Source organism: Mucilaginibacter gossypii (assembly GCF_900100945.1).
Taxonomy (GTDB): domain Bacteria; phylum Bacteroidota; class Bacteroidia; order Sphingobacteriales; family Sphingobacteriaceae; genus Mucilaginibacter; species Mucilaginibacter gossypii.
On the sequence record NZ_FNCG01000006.1, the window covers coordinates 171570 to 194251 of the forward strand.

Genomic DNA, 22682 nt, shown 5'->3' on the forward strand with positions numbered 1-22682 from the left:
GAAGCAATCCCAAACTATACAGGGCGAACCTGCTAATCGGGGATTGCTTCGTGCCTCGCAATGACGCTTACAAACATAACCATGAGTAATCCAAAAGTCGCCATTATAATGGGCAGCAAATCCGATTTAAATGTAATGCAGGATGCTGCTGATGTTTTAGCCGAATTAGGCGTTGAATACGAAATAACCGTGGTATCGGCCCACCGCACACCCGATCGTATGTTCAGCTATGCACGCGCCGCTGCCGACAGGGGCATTAAAGTGATCATTGCCGGAGCAGGCGGCGCCGCCCACCTGCCGGGCATGGTAGCCTCATTAACCCATTTGCCAGTGATTGGAGTACCGGTAAAATCAAGCAACTCTATTGACGGCTGGGATTCCATCCTATCTATACTACAAATGCCAAACGGTATCCCGGTAGCCACTGTAGCTTTAAATGCAGCCAAAAACGCGGGCATCCTCGCAGCACAGATCCTGTCAACAGGAGACGAATACCTGGTAAAAAACCTTATCGACTTTAAAGAAAACCTTAAAAAGAAAGTTGAGGAGTCGGCAAGGGAAATGGAAGATAGTGATTAGAGGTTGGAGATTAGAGATTAGTTAGCTTAAGATTATACAAGTTAAATGAGAAAAGGCCGTAGTAAATTATGGCCTTTTCTCATTTCTAAATATTATAGTCTAACCTCTAATCTCCAACCTCTAATCACTCACCTTAATTCAACGCCGGATTTTCCGGAAAATTAGCAATGTGGGCATACCGCTGGCCAAGACTGATCACCACCTTGCGCCATAGATTTTGTTCATCGAGGGTAAATAGTGTTTCTATATCAAACTTATTAGTCACAATCCAGCTGTCTTCTTTTATTTCTTCATCAAGTTGCTGAGGCGTCCAGCCCGAATATCCTGCAAAAAATTTAATTTCTTCGGTGCTTAACTGGTAATTGGATATTAAATATTTCACCTGCTCAAAATCGCCGCCCCAGTAAAGGCCATTTGCTATTTCAATGCCGCCTTCTATTTTGTCAGGCGCGCAATGGATAAAATGCAGTGTATTTTTGGCTACCGGCCCCCCCTCGTAAACAGGCATTTCGGAGTATGATACATCAGGCAGTACATCGCCCAATAAATATTCGCTTTGATGGTTCAGGATAAAGCCCATAGCTCCTTCTTCAGAGTATTCTGTTAAAATTATTACGGACCTTCTGAAATTCGGATCCATCATAAACGGTTCCGAAATGAGTAAATGGCCTGCCGCGGCCGCAATAGGACTAAGCATAAAGTTTAGCGTTTAAATACATAACAAGCATAGCAAAAATATGTTCAATTATGAATAATGATTTACATCATTATATACGGTTTAATTAATTTGTAAGTTTGCATCAAAATGAATCAGCAGGAAATACAAAATTTAAGGCAGGACTATAGTGCCTCTACCCTATCAGAAAACAGCACTAAGGGCGATCCTATTAAACAGTTTGAACAATGGTTTAACGAAGCTTTGGAGGCAAAATTGCATGAACCCAACGCCATGACGCTGTCAACTGCCACCGTAACCGGCAAGCCTTCGGCACGTATTGTACTTTTAAAAGGCTTTCATGCAGGCGGTTTTATATTCTTCACCAACTACTTAAGCCGCAAAGGCAAAGAGATAGCCAAAAACCCCCAGGGCGCGTTAACATTTTTTTGGGGAGGCCTTGAGCGCCAGGTGCGTATTGAAGGCACTATTGAAAAAGTAAGCAAAGAAGAGTCTGAAAAATATTTCCATTCACGCCCTAAAGGCAGCCAGGTTGGCGCAATAGTATCTCCACAAAGCCAGGAAATTGAAAGCCGCGATGCATTGGAGCAAAAGTGGAACGCACTGGAGGCCGAATATGCTGATAAAGAAGTACCTAAACCATCGTATTGGGGTGGATATATCTTAAACCCGCAATTGGTGGAGTTTTGGCAAGGCCGGCCAAGCCGCATGCACGACCGCATCCTGTATAAAAAAACTGATAAAAAAATCTGGAAAAAAGTACGCCTTGCACCATGAGTTTTGATGATATTAAAAACCTGCTCACCGAAAAACTTGGTGATACGGTAATTACCGGCGAAGAAACAGGCGGTCTGCAACCCGCCTTGTTAATTAACCCTGATGATATTACAGCCGTATGCCTGGAGTTGCGGAACAATCCTAAAACTTATTTCGATTTTTTGTCGAGCCTGAGCGGTGTGCATTATAATGACGAAGCAAACCGCTATGGTGTGGTTTATCACCTGGCATCAATCCCTTATAAAACACAACTTACTTTAAAAATAAGCAAAGCCCATCCAAAAGAAAGTACTGAACTGCCCGAATTTAAAAGCATAACCTCTGTTTACCGCACTGCCGACTGGCATGAGCGCGAAACATATGACATGCTGGGGATTTACTTTGAAGGCCACCCCGATCTTCGCCGGATTTTGCTGCCCGACGATTGGGAAGGTTTCCCTTTACGGAAAGATTACCAGAACGCCGAATTTTATAAAGGCATCAGGATAGATTAACCTCAAATAAGCTTTCCTGGTGTTAACGGAGCGAAATGAGCCAAAGGCAGGCTATTAAATAACAGCTTTGTTTACTTCATTTTTACAGCGAAAGTAGCCCATAAATAAAAAAAAAAGCTGATTTTTGGTATCCGGCAATATGCCCCAAGCAATATATGACCGGATATAAATTTAACCGGATATAAAATTGGTCATTACAAACCCCAAATACGAAGAAGCACTCCTCAGGTATAATAAAAAGATAGCCGCGGCCAGCGTTGAGGATATGGTACTTAATGTAGGTCCGCAACATCCCTCAACGCACGGGGTTTTGCGCCTGGAATTAATTACCGATGGCGAGATAGTAAAAGAGGTGATCCCCCATATCGGCTACCTGCACCGCTGCTTTGAAAAACATGCCGAATCATTAACCTACCAACAAACCATCCCTTTTACCGACAGGATGGATTACCTGGCTTCGATGAACAACAGCCACGCCTTTGTAATGGGTGTTGAACGGATGATGGGTATTGACAAGGATATCCCTAAACGTGTTGAATACATCCGCGTGCTGGTTTGCGAGCTAAACCGCATAGCATCGCACCTGATAGCCATTGGCACTTACGGCATTGATATAGGCGCCTTTACCCCCTTCCTGTGGTGTTTCAGGGACAGGGAGCATATTATGGGGATGCTGGAGTGGGCATCGGGCTCACGTATGCTATACAATTACATTTGGGTAGGCGGTTTATTTTACGACTTGCCGGTTGGTTTTGAAGAACGCTGCCGGGATTTTGTGGAGTATTTTAAACCTAAAATGGTTGAGCTAAACCAGTTGCTTACCGACAACCAGGTATTTATTTCGCGCACAGCCAATGTGGGCGTTTTGCCGCTTGATGTAGCTATTAACTATGGCTGCTCGGGCCCAATGTTGCGCGCATCGGGCTTAAAATGGGATTTGCGGCGGATTGATAATTATTCGGCCTACCCCGAAATTGATTTTGAAATCCCGATTGGGCAGGGGCTGATGGGCAAAGTTGGCGATTGCTGGGACAGGTACAAGGTACGCGTTGATGAAATTGAACAATCACTAAGAATAATTGAACAATGCCTTGACCGTTTGCAAAAAGAGTTAAAGCGCACGCCTGATTTTGATCCCCGTGCTAAGATGCCCCGCAAAACCATTCCCAAAGCACAGGATTATTATGTACGCTGCGAAGGCGCCAAAGGCGAGCTTGGCTTTTATTTTATTACCGACGGCAAATCGGAGATCCCAACCCGTGTAAAATCCCGCGGGCCAAGCTTTAATAATCTTTCGGTACTGCCCGAGCTATCCAAGGGTGTATTAATTGCCGATTTGATAGCAATTGTAGGTTCTATCGACTTTGTTTTAGGCGAGGTGGACAGGTAGAGCCGTCTGAACTCGAATTAAACGAATTGTAAGAATTTAATGAATTTGCTAAGCTTTCTGTTAATTCTTCAAATTCTATAAATTCGAGTTCAGACAAACAAAAAAAGAGACCCCTCGCGGCGTCTCCTTTCATTTTAATATATTAATTTTTATTGGAATGGGCTAATGATTACTGGTTATACACTTTAACCATAAACACGTAGTTTTTGAGCTTGCTGCTCTGTTGAGTACGGCTTAATCCAGCTAACTTATTCTTTGTATTAAGATTAAGCGTTTTCGACAACGAATCGGTTGGAATATTTTGTATCGCCTTTAACAGGTAAGTTGATTTTTTAGCAAAATATGCACCTGCAACCTGGGTTTGACGTGCTGTAATTACACCTATCACGTTTCCTTTTTCATCAAGTAAGGGTCCGCCTGAATTACCGGGGTTTACCGGAACAGAAATTACATATTCGGTAGTATCGCCCGAATAATTTGCTGCCGAAGCTAAATAACCTCCTCCATAAACCATATTATCGGCCGGGTACCCGAGTGTGTATACGCTCTCTCCAAGATCGCCTTCCGCCCTTTTAACGTTATATGGTATAGGGCCAAGGTTTTTAAATGATGGATCATTGATCTGTAAAATAGCCAGGTCATACTGTGGTTCGGTATAAATAACCTTAGCATGAAATGATTCGCCCGCGGCATTCTGCACATAAACCGAATCGGCATTTTTGATCACATGGTAATCTGTAGCCAGGTAACCATTTGATGTAAGCGCAAAACCGGTGCCCCTGAAATTTGCAGGCGGCGTAGTTGCTTTAGGCCTTACAGGCGTACGGCCGCCCGCATTAACATTAATATGTTTAACCTTATCATTAATAGTTTTGATTTGGCCTTTCAATTCTTCGTACTTCGATCTCTCGTTACTTAATTTGCCTGTAACAATTAATACGCTCAATACGGCAAATATCATAACCGAAGCCGCCACCGATATTTTTGAATGGTGATTACGCCACAGACGTACAATCCATACCGGGTGGATCATCACTTCTTCTTTCAAAGCATGAACATCAATTTCATTATGAATGGCGTTTAAGCGATTCTCAAGCTCAAGGCGTTCGCCATATTGCTTCAGTAAGCCTATAAACTTAGCATGCTCGGTAACTTTACTTTCAACAGCCGCGTCGTTTTTGCGAAGCAGCTCAAATTGAACACGTTCTTCGGCGGTCATGCTACCGTCGAGATACCGTTCAATAAATTCTGTTAGTTGGTTATCACTCATCTCTTGATCTCCTTATTTCTGCTGAAAAAATAGTTTCTTCAGCCTTTGCAGGCATTTGTACTTCTGCGTTTTGGCATTATCCGCATTGGTGTAACCAAACCGCTCACAAATCTCCTGCATCGATCTGTTTTTTATATAAAAATCTTCCATAATGGTTTTACAGGGTTCGCCTAATAACTGGAGCGCACTCTCCATTTTACCAAACTGGATGTCCCTGTCGTTATGGTTATCAATTTCTTCTTCAACGGGTAAGTGTTCTTCAAAGTCCCTGATGTCACCACCATATCGGTTCATTTGGCTTAACCTTTTAAGCCAAAGCCGCCGGCAAACTGAGTATATATATGTTTTAAGCTTACTGTTTAGCTCAAAATCACCGGCTTTAATTTTATTGTAAAGAACGATAATGGCTTCCTGGTAAATATCCTTCGCGTCATCCTCATCGCCATTGTTGTTGATGATCAACTGTAATATCATCGGAAAATAGGTTGTATAGAGCCTCTTCAGCACTACCTCCGAGTTATTAAGTATCCCAAGAACTATTTCACTATCTGTTGGAGCCGAAGCTTTTAAGTCTTTATTCACTCTTAATACTATTTAGGTCAAATTGTAACCCACTATTATCAAAAAAAATCAAACTAAAATAAATTAATAACATTGGCATTACATTTCATTACCTGTAACAATTGTGTAATGCATTAATTTACCGTTAATACCGGCGGGTAAACAAGGTAACCCCAATGTTAAAAACTATGCAGGCAAATCTGCAATAAAAAAACCGCTTGCAAAAACCGATACGTAAACTATAAACCCTATGGAATTTACAAAGTTTAATTTTTATGGGTTACCTTTTCCATTAATGCGTATTAAGTAACAAACGATCACAAAACGTTAACATTTTAAAAATTAAGAAAATGAAAAACACATTTAAATTAGCATTCGTAGCATTAGTTCTGGCAGCTTCTTTTTCAGCTTGTGGCGGTGACGCTAAAAAAACTGATGGCGATACTACTAAAACAACTGTAGTTGACTCAACTAAAGTTGTTACTGACTCTACTAAAACTGACACTACTAAAGTTGTTGCTGATACTACTAAAAAAGACACCACCAAGAAATAATTATTTCTGATAAGATAGAAAGTAGTTAAATATCATTTTTAATCTTTTTCTATTGATTTTTTAGTTATCCATCAATAAAAAAGGTGACTTGTAATTTTTTTTCAAAATTATGGGTTACCTTTTTTTATTTCTGGTATTAAGCTGTAAACTATTAAATCACTTATTAAAAAAATTAAACATGAAAAATTTCAAATTAGGCTTTTTAGCTTTAGCTATCGCTGTTTCTTTCGCTGCTTGTAAAGGTTCTTCATCATCTTCTGCTGCTGATTCAACTAAAGCTGATTCTTCTAAAATGGCTGCTGATACTACTAAAGCTGACACTTCTAAAATGGCTGCTGATACTACTAAAGCTGACACCACTAAAAAAGACACTACTAAAAAGTAATTTAACTTTTTATGTAAAAAAACGTCCCCGGAAAACCGGGGGCGTTTTTTTTTACCCAAAACCGCCAAACAATTTCTATTGGTATTGCTTAATGTGATACATAATAAAATATGAAATATTCTGAATGGAAAACGCTTAGTGCCGATGAGCGTCAAAATATTGGCTGGCACCGTCATCCGCATATACGCACTGCAACCCTTTTTGCCATAGTTTTTGCGATAACATTTATTATAGTAGTGCTTGGCATAAGTAAAAACAGCACAATTCATCTTAACCGCAAACCAACTGCAAAGGAAGCTTTTACCATGGCGAAATTATTTGTAAAGGAAAAGCTGAAACAACCTCAAAAAGCTGTTTTTCCTAACAATAGTTTTAAATCGGTTATTGATACAACAACTAATAGCTACGAGGTACAATCAACGGTAAAAATTGAGAACGATAGGGGCAAAATGGAACAATCGGCCTGGGAAGTTAAAATGTTGTATACGGATGGTGACTGGGCCGAGAAAAATAGCTGGCAAGTTAAAAAAATAGACATTATTCCTCAGCCATAAAACCAACCGCTTAACAGTAATCATAAAAAAGGAGCAGTTATAAAACTGCCCCCGGTGGTTAATTAGTTATCAATAAATTTAGTGAACAGTATCACGCAGGGCTTTAATCTCGTCATGAGCATCAAGCAGCTCACTTTCCTGCTGGCTGATTGTTTCGCGCAGGTAGGCCGGTAAATTTTCGTCTTCAAGCGCGGTACGGTATGCTTTTAAAATGGCATCTTCGCCAAATTCGCATTCCTCCAGCACGTTGTGGGTATCATGTCCGGTAAATGCGGCTTTAACGTCAAGCCAGGCCCTGTGTATTTTGCCGCTGGTGGTTGTACCGGTTTCAATGTCATTTCCAAAAGCGCTAACCTCTGTACCCAAAGCAAGCCTGTAACCCTGGCTTTGGCCAATAAACCGTGTGAAAAGCGATTTTAGTTCGGCATCGCTATCCTTCAAATCCTTTGAGGCGCGTTGATAGCCCTCAATCCTGTCATTGTTGATCTGTATCAGATCATTTAAAATCTCTACAGTTGCTTGTGTATTTTCCATGATTAGATGTTTTTATATAATATCAACCCCTTTAAAATTAAATTGTTTAATTAATTATATAAAAAATAATCCAAAATGAAAATTAGCTTTTCCCCCTAAATAAAGAGATCACCCAAATAACAATAGCGATAACAACTATTACAGCTATGATACCGGTTACTGCTCCGGCCTTAAAAATATCGCCTATAACCGAGCATCCGCTCATCGTTAATAAGGCGAAAGTGAATAATAAAAGGTGTGAGTTTTTCATGGTTAATGTTTAAATAGATAAAAGTATGATGGTTGGTTAGTTCCCCGGTTACTATCGATAAAAGGAATGCAATAATCAGGCCTTTTTAACATCAGGCTAACTGGAGGGAACCAATTTAAATAGCGGTATATTTTAGCTAATTAATTGTATAGGTATGTATACAATGATGCCTGCAGATAATAAATAAGCGGTCGCTTTTAACCGAAATTTAATAGCCGAAATAATTTCTAAATAATCCTCAAATTTTAAAACCAAACACTACCATTAATCGTTCATAACATAATTAGTTATAAACCAATTAAACATATCAATAATTTAAAGATTATAGAAGGTTACATGTTTACACCGGCTGCCTACAGCAGGTTTGTTGCGTTTAGCATAAAATAATTTATTAACAATTTATCTCCAACCAACTATGATAATACCGGTACAACCAAACATTCAATGTGAAAACTGCATTAAATGCGGTAACAGGCCTCATGTTGAACAGCATAAAAAATATTGGGTACTTACGTGCCCTAACAAGAGCTGCAAAAACTTTGTAAAAGCGCTCACTATCGACTTTGCCACCTGGAACCGGCTCAACAAAAAGGCCAATGAAATACCGGCTACAACTGAAACCTTAAAACGCACGGCTTAATTACAGGAGAAGGATAGCAAGCGCCATAAATCCACAAAAATTTTTTATGGCTTTAACTCAGATGAGTACATTTACACGCTACTCTACTGGTTAAGCTATGACAAATGCACTTCTATCAATAAATAAAGCAACTGTACGTTTTTTAAATACGACATTATTTACCGGCTTAAGCTTTAGTATAAAAAAAGGCGAAAGCTGGGCTCTTATCGGCGAAAGCGGATCGGGGAAAAGTGCCCTGCTACAAACCATAGCCGGGCGTTTTAATATCACAGGGGGTGAAATAGATTATCATTTCTGGAATGAGTACTCCAAATTTTTCAAGGCCGGTGATATTGCCACGCCACATAAGCTTATAGCCCTGGTTGAGCCTAAACATCATTTCCGCAATCTTTCAAACACTACTGATTTCTACTACCAGCAACGCTATAATTCATCCGATTCGGAAGATGCGCTTACCGTTATAGACTATCTTAATACGATACCGCACTTTCCCGGCACCGATACATCCTGGACATTTGAAAGAGTAGTTTCATTATTACGGCTCGAACCACTGCTCAATAAACAGATCATTAAACTATCAAACGGCGAAACCAAACGCCTGATGCTGGCAGCCGCCCTGCTTAAAAATCCGGTACTATTAATGCTGGACAGCCCCCTAACCGGCCTTGATATAAAAACCCGCGAAGAATTTAATGGCATTATTGAGCAAATCATGGCATCAGGTATTAACATCATAATAGCCACCTCTATCCATGAAATCCCAACAGCTATTACCCATGTCGCCGTGTTAAGCAAAGGGGCTATTATCCACGAAAGCCTAAAACAGGATTTTAAAGCAGAACTTTTTGAGCAGGACAAAAGCGATACAATTGATACCAATGAATTGAATGCCTTACTCAACATCGATAAAAACCCTGCCACTTACAAGCACATTGTAAAAATGGATAAGGTACACATTAAGTATGGCGATAAGGTGGTGCTGGATGATGTAAACTGGCAGATTAACCCTGGAGAACATTGGGCTTTGCTGGGTCCTAACGGGGCAGGCAAATCAACGTTGCTAAGCTTAATCAACGGAGATAACCCGCAGGCTTATGCTAACAACATTATTTTATTTGATAAAAAACGCGGGACAGGCGAAAGCATCTGGGATATCAAAAAAAAAATCGGCTTCGTATCGCCCGAACTGCATCAGTACTTCCCTACTGATAATAGCTGTTTGCAGGTAATCGAGTCGGGCTATTACGACACCCTCGGCTTATTCAGGCCAAGCAATAAAGACCGTGCAGAGGTTGCTTTACGATGGATGAAGGCTTTGGAAATTGAAAAGTACGCGCGTGTATTGCTCAAAAACATCCCGGCAAGTGCACAACGCCTCTGTCTGCTTGCCCGGGCGCTCATTAAAAATCCGGCACTGCTTATTTTTGATGAACCCTGCCAGGGAATGGACGATCATCAGCAACTCCACTTTAAAAACCTGGTTGATACCATTTGCAGCCTGGGCAATGTTACACTTATTTATGTTACCCACTATCAACGTGAAATACCCAACAGTGTTGATAAAGTTTTGAGGTTGGATAAGGGAAAGGTAGTTTTTTAAGCTGAAAGCCAAAAGTTGAAAGCCGAAAGCTGAAGGAATAACAAGCTTTGGGCTTTCTGCTTTAGGCTTTACGCTTCCTTTCTATCTTTTTTGTCAATTATTTAACAGCCGTTAAAATCAAATTACCAACTTGCGTATATTTGCGTGATATGAATACAGCCGATCTGTTGCAGCGCGCTTTGCGGTTTGATTTTTTAACGCTTGAAGAAGGCGTTTACCTGTATAACAACGCCTCTACTGCCGAGTTGATGTACACAGCCAACGAACTTCGTAAAATACAGGTTCCGCATGGCAAGGTTACCTGGCAAATTGACCGTAATGTTAACACTACCAACGTTTGTATAGCCAATTGCAAGTTTTGTAATTTCTTTCGCCGTCCTGGTCATGAGGAAAGCTATATTACTGATATTGAAACTTATAAAAAGAAGATCGAGGAAACATTTCGTTACGGCGGCGATCAACTGCTGTTACAGGGCGGGCATCACCCCGATCTTGGCTTAAAATTTTATACCGACCTGTTTCGCGAACTGAAACAGCTTTATCCGAAATTAAAACTGCATTCATTAGGTCCGCCGGAAATTGCGCACGTTGCCAAATTAGAGGGCATGGCGCATATTGAGGTACTAAGAGCAATGAAGGAAGCAGGCCTGGATTCATTACCGGGTGCTGGTGCCGAGATCCTGAACGACCGCGTACGCCGCCTGATATCAAAAGGCAAATGCGGCGGTAAGGAATGGCTTGATGTCATGCGTGCTGCTCACCAGCTTAACCTGCCAACATCAGCTACGATGATGTTCGGCCACATTGAAACTATTGAAGAGCGCTTTGAACATTTGGTTTGGATCCGCGAGGTACAGGCCGAAAAACCTGAAGGCAACTATGGTTTTATAGCATTTATCCCCTGGCCTTTCCAGGATGATGGTACCCTCTTACGTAAAGTACGCGGTATCACCAATAATGTTACCGGCGACGAATATATCCGCATGATTGCCTTGAGCCGGATCATGTTGCCTAATATAAAAAATATTCAAGCTTCATGGCTTACCGTGGGTAAACAGGTTGCCCAAATTTGCTTGCACGCCGGTGCTAACGATTTTGGATCGATCATGATTGAAGAAAACGTTGTATCCGCAGCCGGTGCACCTCACAGGTTTACTGCTAAAGGCATCCAGGAATCCATAAAAGAAGCCGGCTTTGAGCCCCAGCTTCGTACCCAGCGATACGAGTGGCGCGAAATTCCCGTTGAAATTGAAGAACAGGTTATAAATTATTAAGCCCTTAGTAGCAGTAGCAGTGAAAAAGTAACTGCAACTAAAAACTGCAACTGCCACTGACTAAAAATGGAACAATACATAGAGGCCCTAATTTTTGCATCAGAGCAGGCAATCCGGTTGGAAGAGATCATGTATTGCCTCCAGGCTGCTTTTGAGCGCGATTTTGATATACAAGAAGTAACCGATGCTATAGGCAGGATCCACGAAAAATACCAGCATCATAGCTTAGCTATTGAGCTGGTTAAAATTGGCAACGGCTATCAATTCCTCACAAAAAAGGAATATCATGCTGTTATTAACCTTTTGCAGCTGCAACGGTCAAAGAAAAAACTAAGCCAGGCCGCTTTGGAAACCCTGGCTATCATCGCTTACAAACAACCCGTAACTAAGCCCGATATAGAACAGATCAGGGGTGTAAACTGCGATTATTCGATCCAAAAGTTACTCGAAAAAGAGCTAATAGCTATAATTGGCAAATCAGAAGGGCTCGGAAAACCTATCCTTTATGGTACCAGTGCTTTGTTTATGGACTATTTTGGCATTAACAACATTGAGGAATTACCTCAACTTAAGGACTTTACAAACAACACGGCCACCATTGGCGAGCAATCAGAATAATTTTAATTTCTGTTTTAAAAAAAACCATTTTTCATTATTTTTACTATTGAATCAATAGGGTAAAAGATTTTAGAAACGCTTTTCTTTATCTGATTTTAATTATTATTATTGACAAAGTTTAATTTATAAAATCCATTACAATGGGAGCGCCAAAGAAACCGAACACTAAAAAGATCGAAAACTCAGATAATGATCCTGATGATGATGATGAGTTTGACCCAAAAGTGAAAAAGAAGGTAGTTGATGACGATGATGATGATTTTGACGGACCATTAGATGATGATCTGGGCAGGGGTTACGAGTCATTCGATGACGAAGACGAAGACGACTATTAATTCTTTTTAATACATAACATTTTACAAAGCATTCAGACTATGCCTCTGGATGCTTTTTTTATTATCTACCGGTAGCGTACAATAAATGAAAGTAACAGAAGTAAAGGACAAAACAACAAAAAAGGCTTTTTTAGATGTGGCCCGCATCATTTATAAAGATGACGATAACTGGGTTTGCCCGCTTGATAATGATATTGAAGCTGTATTTAACCCGGCAAAAAACAACTTTCATCAACATGGTAAATGTACCCGTTGGATCCTGACAGATGACAATGGCCATCTAATTGGCCGGGTTGCTGCTTTTATTAATGAAAAAAAGGCATACAATTACGAGCAGCCAACCGGCGGTATGGGTTTTTTTGAGTGTATCGATAACAAAGAAGCTGCCTTTTTTTTATTTGATACCGCAAGAAACTGGCTCCGGGAAAACGGCATGAAAGCCATGGACGGCCCCATCAACTTTGGCGAAAACGACAATTTTTGGGGCTTGCTGGTTGAAGGTTTCACCCCGCCCTCTTATGGAATGAACTATAATCATCCGTATTACCAGGCCTTTTTTGACGAGTACGGCTTTAAAACCCAGTACGCGCAGATCACTAACCATGTTGACGCTCATAAACCTTTCCCCGAGCGGTTTACCAAAATAGCTAATTGGGTAGCCAAAAAGCCAGGGTACGATTTCAGGCATTTTGAAATAAAAAAAATAGAAAAATTCGCAGCTGATTTCATTGAGGTTTATAACGATGGATGGAAAGATTTCGAAAACTTTGTTCCTATCACATACGATACGATCATGGAAAGCTTCGAAAAAATGAAGCCCCTGATGGACGAAAAATTGATTTGGTTTGCTTACGTTGACGATGAACCAGCATCTTTTATGATCATTTTACCCGACGCCAACCAGATGCTTAAACCGCTAAACGGCAAACTGAACCTGATAGGTAAGCTCAAATTTTTATACTACCGCTGGAAAGGGGTATCCCGCATGCGGGCTATTGTGATGGGCACAAAACAAAAGTACCAAAAGCATGGCCTCGAGTCGGCTATGTTTATAAAATTAAAGGAATATGTATTGCCTCTCAAGCGTTATGATGAGCTTGAACTATCCTGGGTAGGCGATTTTAACGACAAAATGATAGCCATCCATGAAGCAGTTGGTGCTACATTTGGCAAAAAGCATTTAACAATGCGTTACATTTTTGATTAGCCCGGCCAAACCGGGCCACCAAATTATGCGGTTACTTTTGAATGTCGAAGTTCTTCAAATAGCTCAATTACTTTTTTCTGCAAATCGATTACTTCAGTTTCACGGTCCATTAAGCGTTTGTTAACGGTTTCAAGCTCGTTAACAAATTTCTGATCCTGTTCGGTATCATTAAACGTAAGCAACTGAACTACTGACATTTCAAACAGGTTTGCTATCTGCTCAAGCCTTGATAAATTAATATCAGTGATCCCTGTTTCAATCTTTGAGAAAGCAGGAATTGAAATATCCAATCTCTTTGCAACATCCTCCTGGCTCCACCCCTTTTGATGACGTAATAATCTGATTTTTTTTCCGAGAGTTTTCATTTGGTTAAATTAATAGTGTAGGTTTCGCAAAAGTTAATTACTTTACAATAATATTTATTATCACGCTAATTATCAACTAATTTGCGTAATTTTTTATTTTAAAGTGTAGTTAATTGTTGCGATTGGCAAATCCCTTAAATTAAAGCAAATAAATCATTCTAAAACATACCTGCTACACGGTATTTTTTTCGAGTAATTTAGGTCTGGATTTTCATCCCATTGTAATTTAGTGCGCAAAAAAGCGCAAAAAATTCTTCTTTTTAAAATTAAAATTTCATTTTTGTACTGTAATATTTTTTATTACAGATAAATGAACGGACAATTTCAAATAGCAACCCATGTATTAACCCTGCTTTGTAAGCAGCCGGGCGAGCTATTATCGTCTGATTATGTTGCCGGCAGCATGAACGTAAACCCTGTTCTGGTACGTAAAGAAATGCGCAAATTACGCGTCTGCGGGCTTATTGAAAGCAAGGAAGGTAAAACAGGCGGTTATTGCCTCGCCCTCCCCCCTCAAAAAATAACCCTTGCTGATGTTTATAAAGCTGTAAAACTGCCGCCGGCTTTAGGCCAGGCTAAAAATAAGCCCAACCCTGCCTGCCCTGTCGGTAAGCAAATTGGAGCTCACCTTGATCATTTGGCCGATGAGGTTGAAGCAGCCATTATCACAAAACTAAGCACCATAACCATTTTTGATTTTGTAAATCAATTTGATTAAAAAAATTTAAAACAAACTGTAACAAATTTAATTACAATATAAAAGCAAAAACAATGAAAATCGCATTAATTGGAGCCACAGGTTTTGTAGGCAAAGCCGTTTTAAACGAAGCGTTACAACGTGGATACGAGGTAACTGCTATAGCCCGTAACCCGAAAACAGATATTGAAAACCCTAAATTAACACTTAAAACTGCCGATGTATATAACGTTGATGAGTTAACCGAAACATTGAAAGGGCATGATGCTGTTATAAACTCATTTAACGCCGGCTGGGGTAACCCTAACCTGTACAATGATTTTATTAAAGGGTCAGAGGCTATACAACAGGCCACTAAACAAGCTGGTGTAAGCCGCCTGTTGGTTGTAGGCGGTGCAGGCAGCCTTTTTATTACTCCGGGCGTACAATTAGTTGACAGCCCTCAATTCCCTGCCGAATGGAAAACAGGCGCCACAGCGGCCCGCGATTACCTGAACATCATCAAAAAAGAAGAAGATTTAGACTGGACCTTCCTGAGCCCGGCTATACACCTGCATCCTGGCACCCGCACAGGCGTATACCGTATCGGTACGGATGAGCCTGTGTTTAATGACAAGCACGAACACGAAATTTCGGTTGAAGATTTGGCAGTTGCTATATTGGATGAACTGGAAAACAACCAGTTTGTGAAAAGAAGGTTTACTGTGGGATATTAATCAGAACCATGATTTGCAGGATTTTAGGATTCCCCTGATAGAAAGTAAAAAGCTTATGAAGTTTTATTCTTCATAAGCTTTTCTTTTTGCTACAATAAATCAGGCCATCGTAAAATCCTACGAATCAAGGTTCATTTAATAAACTTAGCAGCTACCCATTCCTTATCTTTTTTATGGGTAATGTATTTCAGGCCATACTTGCGGGCTTCGTCGGTAATGATATCCAGGTCTGGCGATTCATAGAAACCACTGAAGTAAATCTCGCCATCGGTCTTTAACGCTTCAGCATAACGCGGCATCTGGTCGATAAGGATATTACGGTTAATGTTAGCCAGGATAGTATCATATTGCTCGTTGGGGATAACTTCTTTTGACCCGCAAAGTGGTTTGATATTACCCACATTATTCAAAGCCGAATTTTCGATAGTACTTTCATAACAAACCGGGTCGTAATCAATGGCGGTGATATCGTCGGCACCCAGTTTGGCTGCCATAATAGCAAGGATCCCCGTACCGCAGCCCATGTCAAGCACTTTTTTACCGGCAAATTCATTTTCAAGCATCAGCCCCAGCATCATAGCTGTGGTTTGATGATGCCCGGTGCCAAACGCCATTTTAGGGTCAATAACAATCTCATAATCAAACTCAGGCTTTGGTTCATGAAAGGTTGCCCGTACATAAATCTTATCCCCTATCTCTATAGGTTCAAAATTACTTTCCCATACCTCGTTCCAGTTTTTCTGCGGAATGAGCATTATCTCGTAACTAAAAGTAAACAGGTCTTTATAGGGTAAAAGTTGTGCATCAAGCGCCTGCTGGTCAAAAACATCTTCGGGAATATAAGCTTTAAAGCCAAGCTCAAGCTCTTCAAAAGTATCAAAACCTATCTCACCCAAAGCATTTATCAGCAGGTCTTGCTGGTAATCTTCGGTAGTGATGGTGGTAAAAAACAGTTCGTAGTAATTCATTTTGATTTTTTTCGTCATTAACCTTCACCAGGAATCCGGTCAGCCGGCAGAGAATTTAAGCGGCAGCTTCAGGTTCAGCCGGCTCGCTATCTGCGCTTATCCTCTTCCTGTCGAGCAAATACAGTACAACAAAGTTAACAATCCAGTAAACAGCTTGTATTTCGGTCATATACCACCAAAAACTAAACAGGGGGCTATATCCATCCTCGGGCAACCATATAATATAGCTTAGGGCACCGGCAAATAATATACAAACCAGGGCAATGCAGCTTCCGGCAATAAAGCGCGCCGAAGCTCCTTTATGTTTAACCCAATTCCAAAGTGGTATGATGATCAGGTACTGGGTGAGGACTCCATCTGCAAGCAATAAGGTCCAAAAAAGGCTGAAGTAGGCCATGAGGCTATACAGGTTACCATTACCAATTTCGCCAATGCGCATAGGGTGATCGGGCATATTGAGGTATACAACCGCCCAAAACACGCCAAAATCGACCAAAACGGGTAAAAGAACTTTTAAAAGCTTCATGCTTCTGTTAGATTTGAGACGTGAGATATGAGATTTGAGAGTTTATTTTTCATAAACAGCGCAACCCTTTTTCTGTTTGAAATTATGTTTGCGCATTTTCTCATATCTCATATCTAAAATCTCATATCTAATATTAATTAAACGTTTTAACAATATCCGTAAAATCGCGCGATTTCAAAGAAGCACCGCCGATAAGGCCGCCATCAATATCAGGCTGAGCAAACAGTTCGGCAGCATTGGTTGGGTTGCAGCTACCGCCGTATAAAATGGTAGTAGCATCAGCAACTTCCTGGCTATACTTAGCGGCAATTTCTTTACGGATAAATTCGTGAATTTCCTGTGCTTGTGCCGATGTAGCAGTTACACCTGTACCAATAGCCCAAACCGGCTCATAAGCAATAACCAATTTAGCAAAAGCTTCAGCATCAAGGTGAAAGATGCCATCTACCAACTGAGTTTTGATCACATCAAAATGTGTATTGGCTTCACGCTCCTGCAAGGTTTCGCCAATGCAGAAGATAGGGCGAAGATCATTTTTTAAAGCAGTATCCGTTTTTTTGGCAAGCAAAGCATTGGTTTCGCCAAAATACTGGCGGCGTTCTGAGTGACCAAGGATCACATAAGCGGCACCGGTAGATTTAATCATCTTAGCAGAGATCTCACCTGTGTAAGCACCTTTTTCTTCCTGGTGGGCATTTTGTGCACCAACAGCAATTTTGCTATAACCCTTTGACAATTGCACCAGGCTATGAATGTGGATGAACGGACTGCAGATCACTGCTTCCTGCGTGCCGGTAGCCTCATCTTTTACCATGTTGATGATCTCTGAAAATAAAGCTAAACCTTCATTATAATCAAGGTTCATTTTCCAGTTTCCGGCAACGATTTTCTTTCTCATGATTTTATTATTTTATTTATTAGTGAATGGTTGATTGGGTTGATTAGGTGAGTAGTTCATAAAGTTCAATTAAATGGTGATATTACCCCACTCACCTAATCAACCACTCACAAAAATCAAAACTGCCTATACTTCTCCGTCTGTTCAAATATGGCTGTTAATAAATTCTGTTCGATTTCATCAAAATCACGGTGATCGCGGCGGTCGAATACTTTCTGAGCGGTTTCAAACATTTTATTGATCAAATAAACTTCGAAGCCCTGCGCGCCTCCCCATGAAAAGTCGGGCACAAAGTTACGCGGAAAACCTGCCCCAAAAACATTGGCCCCTACCCCTACTACTGTACCGGTATTAAACATGGTATTGATCCCGCTTTTTGCATGATCGGCCATAATGAGGCCGCAGAATTGGAGGCCCGTTTTACGGAAACGTTGTGTACTGTAATCCCAAAGTTTTACTTCGGCGTAGTTATTCTTCAGGTTTGAATTGTTTGTATCAGCACCGATATTACACCATTCGCCTAAAACCGAGTTGCCAAGGTAGCCTTCGTGACCTTTTGAGGAATATCCCCAAATTACCGAATTATTTATTTCGCCCCCAACCCGGCAATACGGCCCAACGGTGGTAGCACCATAAATCTTAGTCCCCATTTTCACCTGCGAATGTTCGCAAATAGCAAATGGCCCGCGGATATGGGTACCTTCCCAAATTTCGGTATTAGCCGAAAGGTAAATCGGTCCGTTAGTCGTATTAAATGTCGAACATTCGGCAACAGCACCTTCTTCAGCAAAAAAATCATCACCTATAATAACATTGGTTGAACTGACAGCCGCGCTTGTTCGTCCTTTAGTAAGCAGTTGAAAATCTTTACGAAGCTCAATGTCATTCTTTCTGAAAATATCTTCAGGGTATTTGATCGATAAAAAAAGGTTAGAATAGTTTATCACATCGCCAAAATCAGCATTAGCGTCAAAACTTTCCGCATCCGGGGCATTAAGTTTAACGGCTATTAACTGATCATTGTATTTAAGCGCCTGCCCGGTTTGTAGTTTATCAATTGCTTCAACCAGGTTTTCATCCGGACATATAGCGCCATTGATAAAAACGTTATCAGCCTCAATATTTACCGGGAACTTAATCTTTAAGTAATCAAGCGTTTGAAAAGAATAAGCGCTTTTTAAATGCCTGGCCCATTTTTCGGCAATGGTAAGCATCCCGATACGAAGATCGGCAACCGGCCGGGTATAGGTAAGCGGTAACAGCGTATGGTGTGCGTTATCGTCAAAAAGGATAATTGCCATGGCGCAAAAATAAAAAAAGTCCCGACTGCAAAGCCGGGACTTGTAAATATTAATTAAACAAAAATTACTTTTTGTTGTAACGTGAGCGGAATTTGTCAATACGACCTGCAGTATCAACCAGTTTCATTTTACCGGTGTAGAACGGGTGGGAAGTGTGAGAAATCTCTAATTTAACCAATGGATATTCGTTACCATCTTCCCATTTAACGGTTTCGCGGGTATCGATGCAAGATTTAGTGATAAAAGAGTAGTCGTTTGACATATCTTTAAATACAACTAACCTATAGTTTGATGGATGCAGATCTTTTTTCATTATATTATATAAACTTACCTTCTGTACTTTACTTAAAAGAGGTGCAAATGTAATAATAAAAGTGAAAACTGGAAAAGCAAATTAAAAATAAAATCAACCAGATAAGATGCCTATCAATTTACTTTAAATTTATATTTAGGGAAACAGTCTCCCTGCACTATTTGATAGCTTTTTAACGATAGCTACAATAAAACCGACTGTTTGTTGTTGTAATAATCAAACTTGAACCATATCCACATACATGAATAATAAAAGATTTGTTCCCGCTTTATTACTTATTGCAATTTCAACTTCTGTAGCATTATTTAGCTGCAGTAAAGATAAACCAGCCCCAGCCACGGATGACAACCCCAAATTAGAAAATCTTCCGGGACATACTTATACCCTGGCAGGTAATGGCACGTATGGATATGTTGATGGCCTAAGAGCAAATGCAGCACTCAATAATCCTAATGGTGTAGCGGTAGACGCCGCCGGCAATCTGTATGTTACCGACCAGGGCAACAATGCTATCCGCAAAATTACGTCCGAAGGCATTGTAACTACGCTGGCGGGCGGGACGGGGGACGGACTGGTTAACGGCCCCGCCAAATTGGCAAAATTTAATAATCCGATAGGTATTGCGCTCGACTCGAAAGGGAATACTTATGTTACCGATTTTGGCAACAACGTAATTAGAAAAATAGCAACCGACGGCACTGTGAGTACATTTGCTGGTTCGGGAGTAATAGGCTTTAACGATGGAAAAGGCCCGTTAGCAACCTTTAATGGCCCGGCGGGAATAGCAATTGACCACGCCGACAACCTGTATATAACAGATAATCATAACATTATCAGAAAAATTACGCCATCACAGGATGTTACAACATTTGCAGGCAATGTGCATTCGGGTCCCGGTTTTGCAGACGGAACAGGTTCAGAAGCCAATTTTCGGTTACCGGAAGGCTTAGCTATTGACGGTGCAGATAATATTTATGTAGCCGATTATAGTAATAATATGATCAGGAAAATAACCCCCGCCGCGGTAGTTACAACAGTTACCGGCAAGCTTGCACCCGGATCTGACAACGGTGCTTCAACATCGGCAACCTTCAACGGGCCTCTGGGTGTAGCTGTAGATAAAAACGGAAACATATATGTAACCGATAACCTAAGCTTGATTAGAAAAATAGCAGCAAGTGGCGAGGTAACTACGTTTGCAGGCACAAAAGAAAGGGGCTTTTATGATGGTGCAAACTTACAGGCCAAATTTAACGATCCCCATGGCATAGCGGTAGATGCCAGCGGTAACATATATGTTGGCGACGAACAAAATGCCAGGATCAGGAAAATTATCCCACCTGCAAAATAATATCGATTAAAGTTTAAATTTCCTGGCACAACTCTACCAACACCCCATTAGTACTTTTGGGGTGCACAAAGCAAACCAGTTTATTATCCGCGCCTTGCTTAGGCTTATCATTTAACAAAACAAAACCCTCATTTTTAAGGCGTTTCATTTCAGCTTCAATATCATCTACCTCAAAAGCTATATGATGAATCCCCTGGCCTTTCCTGGCTATAAACTTAGCAATGGCACTATCATCATTAAGAGCCTCGAGCAGTTCAATTTTGTTCGGCCCGCTTTGCAGAAAGGCGGTAATCACATGTTCGCTCTCAACAGTTTCGGTTTTGTATACCGGTGTGTTCAACAGTTTAGCGTAAATCTCGCCTGCTAATTTAACACTGTTAACTGCTATCCCAATGTGCTCCACTTTGTTCATGTCCAAATATTGTAAATTATTGGTCAGCTTTGGTTATTTGCGAAGGATTTTAGCTGAATTTCAATAAAAACTTGCGTATCTTTGTTTTGTTAATATATTTCAAAAGAACTATGAATATCCCAATTTATTTAGATAACAATGCAACTACACCGATGGACCCAAGGGTACTGGAGGCTATGTTACCATATTTTAATGAAAAATTTGGTAATGCAGCAAGCCGTAACCATGCGTTTGGCTGGGTTGCAGAGGAGGCGGTTGATTACGCACGCGAACAGGTAGCCAAATTGATAGGCGCATCTGAAAAAGAGATCATCTTTACCTCTGGTGCTACAGAATCAGATAACCTTGCTATTAAAGGGGTGTTTGAAATGTACAAAGATAAAGGTAACCACATCATAACTACTGTTACAGAGCATAAAGCTGTACTTGATGCCTGCAAACACGTTGAAAAACTGGGCGGCAAAGTAACTTATTTGCCAGTTAAAGAAGATGGTTTGGTTGATCTTGCAGCTTTAGAAGCGGCAATGACGCCTGAAACCATCCTGGTATCGATTATGTATGGCAACAATGAAATTGGTGTTATTCAGCCAATTAAAGAAATTTCGGCTATTGCCCACAAACACGGCGCATTATTTATGACCGATGCTGTACAGGCTGTAGGTAAGATTCCTGTTGACGTTAATGCTGATGGTATTGATCTTTTGGCTTTATCAGCACACAAAATATACGGCCCTAAAGGTGTTGGTGCATTATATGTACGCCGTAAAGGACCAAGGGTTAAAGTTACGGCCCAAATGGACGGTGGCGGTCACGAACGCGGTATGCGTTCAGGTACCCTTAACGTACCGGGTATTGTTGGCTTAGGTAAAGCATGCGAACTTTGCGGCCAGGAAATGGAAAGCGAAGCAAAACGCCTTTCAGCTTTGCGCGATAAATTGCAATCGGCTTTAACCGTATTGGAAGAAAGCTATGTAAACGGTAACGTTGAACACCGCTTACCACATGTAGCCAACATTTCATTTAAATATGTTGAAGGTGAAGGCTTGATGATGGCTATGAAAGATTTGGCTGTATCATCAGGTTCGGCTTGTACATCTGCTTCATTGGAGCCATCATACGTATTGAAAAGCTTAGGCCTGTCTGATGACCTGGCACACTCTTCTATCCGGTTCGGCTTAGGTCGTTTCACTACCGAAGAGGAAGTTGATTACGCAATTGAAGTAACCAAAAAAGCGGTTACCCACCTGCGCGACCTTTCACCACTTTGGGAAATGTTTAAAGAGGGTATCGACCTTAACTCAATTGAGTGGGCAGAACATTAATTTAATTTCGGATTTGGGAGGTTCGATTTCGGATTTTTCATTTCAGATACAAAAAATAAATATTACGAGTTTAAATTATTCAATAATTCACTAACTCACTAATTCAATAACTAAA

General features: G+C 40.8%; 29 protein-coding genes. 17 read left to right on the plus strand and 12 right to left on the minus strand.

Annotated elements, in window-relative coordinates:
- The first annotated feature begins 81 nt into the window (after positions 1–81).
- Positions 82–579, plus strand: a complete 498-nt coding sequence (gene purE, locus BLS28_RS13875) for a 5-(carboxyamino)imidazole ribonucleotide mutase (protein ID WP_091168316.1) — start codon at positions 82–84, stop codon at positions 577–579.
- A 133-nt stretch (positions 580–712) separates the two neighbouring features.
- Here purE and BLS28_RS13880 read toward each other — a convergent pair whose 3' ends face one another.
- The gene (locus BLS28_RS13880) at positions 713–1276 is read right to left on the minus strand and encodes a YqgE/AlgH family protein (RefSeq protein WP_091167993.1); all 564 of its coding nucleotides are present in this window, start codon (positions 1274–1276) and stop codon (positions 713–715) included.
- Between the two features lie 108 nt (positions 1277–1384).
- On the opposite strand from BLS28_RS13880, the gene pdxH reads away from it, so the two are divergent.
- The 3 genes from pdxH (at position 1385) to BLS28_RS13895 (ending at position 3916) form a co-directional block, all read left to right on the plus strand.
- Complete coding sequence (gene pdxH, locus BLS28_RS13885; RefSeq protein WP_091167996.1) at positions 1385–2032, plus strand: pyridoxamine 5'-phosphate oxidase; 648 nt, start codon at positions 1385–1387, stop codon at positions 2030–2032.
- Complete coding sequence (locus BLS28_RS13890; RefSeq protein ID WP_091167998.1) at positions 2029–2526, plus strand: NADH-quinone oxidoreductase subunit C; 498 nt, start codon at positions 2029–2031, stop codon at positions 2524–2526. Before pdxH ends, BLS28_RS13890 begins: the two co-directional genes overlap by 4 nt.
- 193 nt (positions 2527–2719) lie before the next feature.
- Positions 2720–3916 (plus strand): NADH-quinone oxidoreductase subunit D, encoded by a 1197-nt coding sequence (locus tag BLS28_RS13895; RefSeq protein WP_432329820.1) that lies wholly within the window; start codon positions 2720–2722, stop codon positions 3914–3916.
- A gap of 169 nt (positions 3917–4085) precedes the next feature.
- Here the strand turns inward: BLS28_RS13895 and BLS28_RS13900 are convergent, their stop codons facing one another.
- Both BLS28_RS13900 and BLS28_RS13905 read right to left on the minus strand, forming a co-directional pair.
- Positions 4086–5186, minus strand: a complete 1101-nt coding sequence (locus BLS28_RS13900; RefSeq protein WP_091168003.1) for a S1C family serine protease — start codon at positions 5184–5186, stop codon at positions 4086–4088.
- A gap of 12 nt (positions 5187–5198) precedes the next feature.
- Complete coding sequence (locus BLS28_RS13905; RefSeq protein WP_091168005.1) at positions 5199–5768, minus strand: RNA polymerase sigma factor; 570 nt, start codon at positions 5766–5768, stop codon at positions 5199–5201.
- A 329-nt stretch (positions 5769–6097) separates the two neighbouring features.
- Between BLS28_RS13905 and BLS28_RS13910 the strand changes: the two genes are divergently transcribed.
- The 3 genes from BLS28_RS13910 (at position 6098) to BLS28_RS13920 (ending at position 7240) form a co-directional block, all read left to right on the plus strand.
- Positions 6098–6301, plus strand: coding sequence for a hypothetical protein (locus tag BLS28_RS13910; RefSeq protein ID WP_091168007.1), 204 nt, complete (start codon positions 6098–6100; stop codon positions 6299–6301).
- Positions 6302–6479: 178 nt separating this feature from the next.
- On the plus strand, positions 6480–6686 hold the full coding sequence (locus tag BLS28_RS13915; protein WP_090526183.1) for a hypothetical protein: 207 nt from the start codon (positions 6480–6482) through the stop codon (positions 6684–6686).
- 110 nt (positions 6687–6796) lie between these two features.
- A complete protein-coding gene (locus BLS28_RS13920; protein ID WP_091168009.1) occupies positions 6797–7240 on the plus strand; it encodes a hypothetical protein in 444 nt (147 codons plus the stop codon).
- A 78-nt stretch (positions 7241–7318) separates the two neighbouring features.
- On the opposite strand, the gene BLS28_RS13925 is transcribed toward BLS28_RS13920, so the two are convergent.
- Positions 7319–7774, minus strand: a complete 456-nt coding sequence (locus tag BLS28_RS13925; protein ID WP_091168011.1) for a PA2169 family four-helix-bundle protein — start codon at positions 7772–7774, stop codon at positions 7319–7321.
- 82 nt (positions 7775–7856) lie between these two features.
- The gene (locus BLS28_RS30820) at positions 7857–8024 is read right to left on the minus strand and encodes a hypothetical protein (protein ID WP_176844461.1); all 168 of its coding nucleotides are present in this window, start codon (positions 8022–8024) and stop codon (positions 7857–7859) included.
- Between the two features lie 415 nt (positions 8025–8439).
- Here BLS28_RS30820 and BLS28_RS13930 point away from each other — a divergent pair, with 415 nt between their 5' ends.
- From BLS28_RS13930 to BLS28_RS13955, 6 genes are all read left to right on the plus strand, one after another.
- The gene (locus BLS28_RS13930) at positions 8440–8664 is read left to right on the plus strand and encodes a hypothetical protein (protein WP_090524834.1); all 225 of its coding nucleotides are present in this window, start codon (positions 8440–8442) and stop codon (positions 8662–8664) included.
- A gap of 97 nt (positions 8665–8761) precedes the next feature.
- Entirely contained in the window at positions 8762–10264 is a 1503-nt protein-coding gene (locus tag BLS28_RS13935) for an ATP-binding cassette domain-containing protein (protein ID WP_091168014.1), read from the plus strand.
- A gap of 149 nt (positions 10265–10413) precedes the next feature.
- Positions 10414–11538 (plus strand): cyclic dehypoxanthinyl futalosine synthase, encoded by a 1125-nt coding sequence (gene mqnC, locus BLS28_RS13940; RefSeq protein ID WP_091168016.1) that lies wholly within the window; start codon positions 10414–10416, stop codon positions 11536–11538.
- A 66-nt stretch (positions 11539–11604) separates the two neighbouring features.
- On the plus strand, positions 11605–12156 hold the full coding sequence (gene scpB, locus BLS28_RS13945) for an SMC-Scp complex subunit ScpB (protein ID WP_091168021.1): 552 nt from the start codon (positions 11605–11607) through the stop codon (positions 12154–12156).
- 140 nt (positions 12157–12296) lie between these two features.
- The gene (locus tag BLS28_RS13950) at positions 12297–12491 is read left to right on the plus strand and encodes a hypothetical protein (RefSeq protein WP_091168023.1); all 195 of its coding nucleotides are present in this window, start codon (positions 12297–12299) and stop codon (positions 12489–12491) included.
- Between the two features lie 85 nt (positions 12492–12576).
- Complete coding sequence (locus BLS28_RS13955) at positions 12577–13698, plus strand: N-acetyltransferase (protein ID WP_091168026.1); 1122 nt, start codon at positions 12577–12579, stop codon at positions 13696–13698.
- Positions 13699–13721: 23 nt separating this feature from the next.
- On the opposite strand, the gene BLS28_RS13960 is transcribed toward BLS28_RS13955, so the two are convergent.
- Positions 13722–14063 (minus strand): helix-turn-helix domain-containing protein, encoded by a 342-nt coding sequence (locus tag BLS28_RS13960; protein WP_090524822.1) that lies wholly within the window; start codon positions 14061–14063, stop codon positions 13722–13724.
- Between the two features lie 310 nt (positions 14064–14373).
- Here BLS28_RS13960 and BLS28_RS13965 point away from each other — a divergent pair, with 310 nt between their 5' ends.
- Entirely contained in the window at positions 14374–14781 is a 408-nt protein-coding gene (locus BLS28_RS13965) for an Rrf2 family transcriptional regulator (protein ID WP_091168030.1), read from the plus strand.
- 53 nt (positions 14782–14834) lie between these two features.
- Positions 14835–15476 carry an NAD(P)-dependent oxidoreductase gene (locus tag BLS28_RS13970; RefSeq protein ID WP_091168032.1) on the plus strand — a complete coding sequence of 214 codons (642 nt, stop codon included), beginning with the start codon at positions 14835–14837 and terminating at the stop codon, positions 15474–15476.
- Between the two features lie 131 nt (positions 15477–15607).
- On the opposite strand, the gene prmA is transcribed toward BLS28_RS13970, so the two are convergent.
- The 5 genes from prmA to BLS28_RS13995 form a co-directional block, all read right to left on the minus strand.
- The gene (gene prmA / locus BLS28_RS13975; protein ID WP_091168320.1) at positions 15608–16444 is read right to left on the minus strand and encodes a 50S ribosomal protein L11 methyltransferase; all 837 of its coding nucleotides are present in this window, start codon (positions 16442–16444) and stop codon (positions 15608–15610) included.
- 55 nt (positions 16445–16499) lie between these two features.
- Complete coding sequence (locus tag BLS28_RS13980; protein WP_091168035.1) at positions 16500–16970, minus strand: hypothetical protein; 471 nt, start codon at positions 16968–16970, stop codon at positions 16500–16502.
- Between the two features lie 133 nt (positions 16971–17103).
- Positions 17104–17868, minus strand: coding sequence for a triose-phosphate isomerase (tpiA, locus tag BLS28_RS13985; protein WP_090524814.1), 765 nt, complete (start codon positions 17866–17868; stop codon positions 17104–17106).
- A 116-nt stretch (positions 17869–17984) separates the two neighbouring features.
- Positions 17985–19169 carry a GlmU family protein gene (locus tag BLS28_RS13990; protein ID WP_091168038.1) on the minus strand — a complete coding sequence of 395 codons (1185 nt, stop codon included), beginning with the start codon at positions 19167–19169 and terminating at the stop codon, positions 17985–17987.
- 64 nt (positions 19170–19233) lie between these two features.
- Positions 19234–19482, minus strand: a complete 249-nt coding sequence (locus BLS28_RS13995) for a type B 50S ribosomal protein L31 (protein ID WP_090524811.1) — start codon at positions 19480–19482, stop codon at positions 19234–19236.
- 241 nt (positions 19483–19723) lie between these two features.
- On the opposite strand from BLS28_RS13995, the gene BLS28_RS14000 reads away from it, so the two are divergent.
- Positions 19724–20833, plus strand: coding sequence for an NHL repeat-containing protein (locus BLS28_RS14000; RefSeq protein WP_091168042.1), 1110 nt, complete (start codon positions 19724–19726; stop codon positions 20831–20833).
- A 13-nt stretch (positions 20834–20846) separates the two neighbouring features.
- Here the strand turns inward: BLS28_RS14000 and mce are convergent, their stop codons facing one another.
- On the minus strand, positions 20847–21245 hold the full coding sequence (gene mce / locus BLS28_RS14005) for a methylmalonyl-CoA epimerase (protein WP_091168044.1): 399 nt from the start codon (positions 21243–21245) through the stop codon (positions 20847–20849).
- Positions 21246–21355: 110 nt separating this feature from the next.
- Between mce and BLS28_RS14010 the strand changes: the two genes are divergently transcribed.
- Positions 21356–22567 carry an IscS subfamily cysteine desulfurase gene (locus BLS28_RS14010; RefSeq protein ID WP_091168046.1) on the plus strand — a complete coding sequence of 404 codons (1212 nt, stop codon included), beginning with the start codon at positions 21356–21358 and terminating at the stop codon, positions 22565–22567.
- Positions 22568–22682 lie beyond the last annotated feature (115 nt).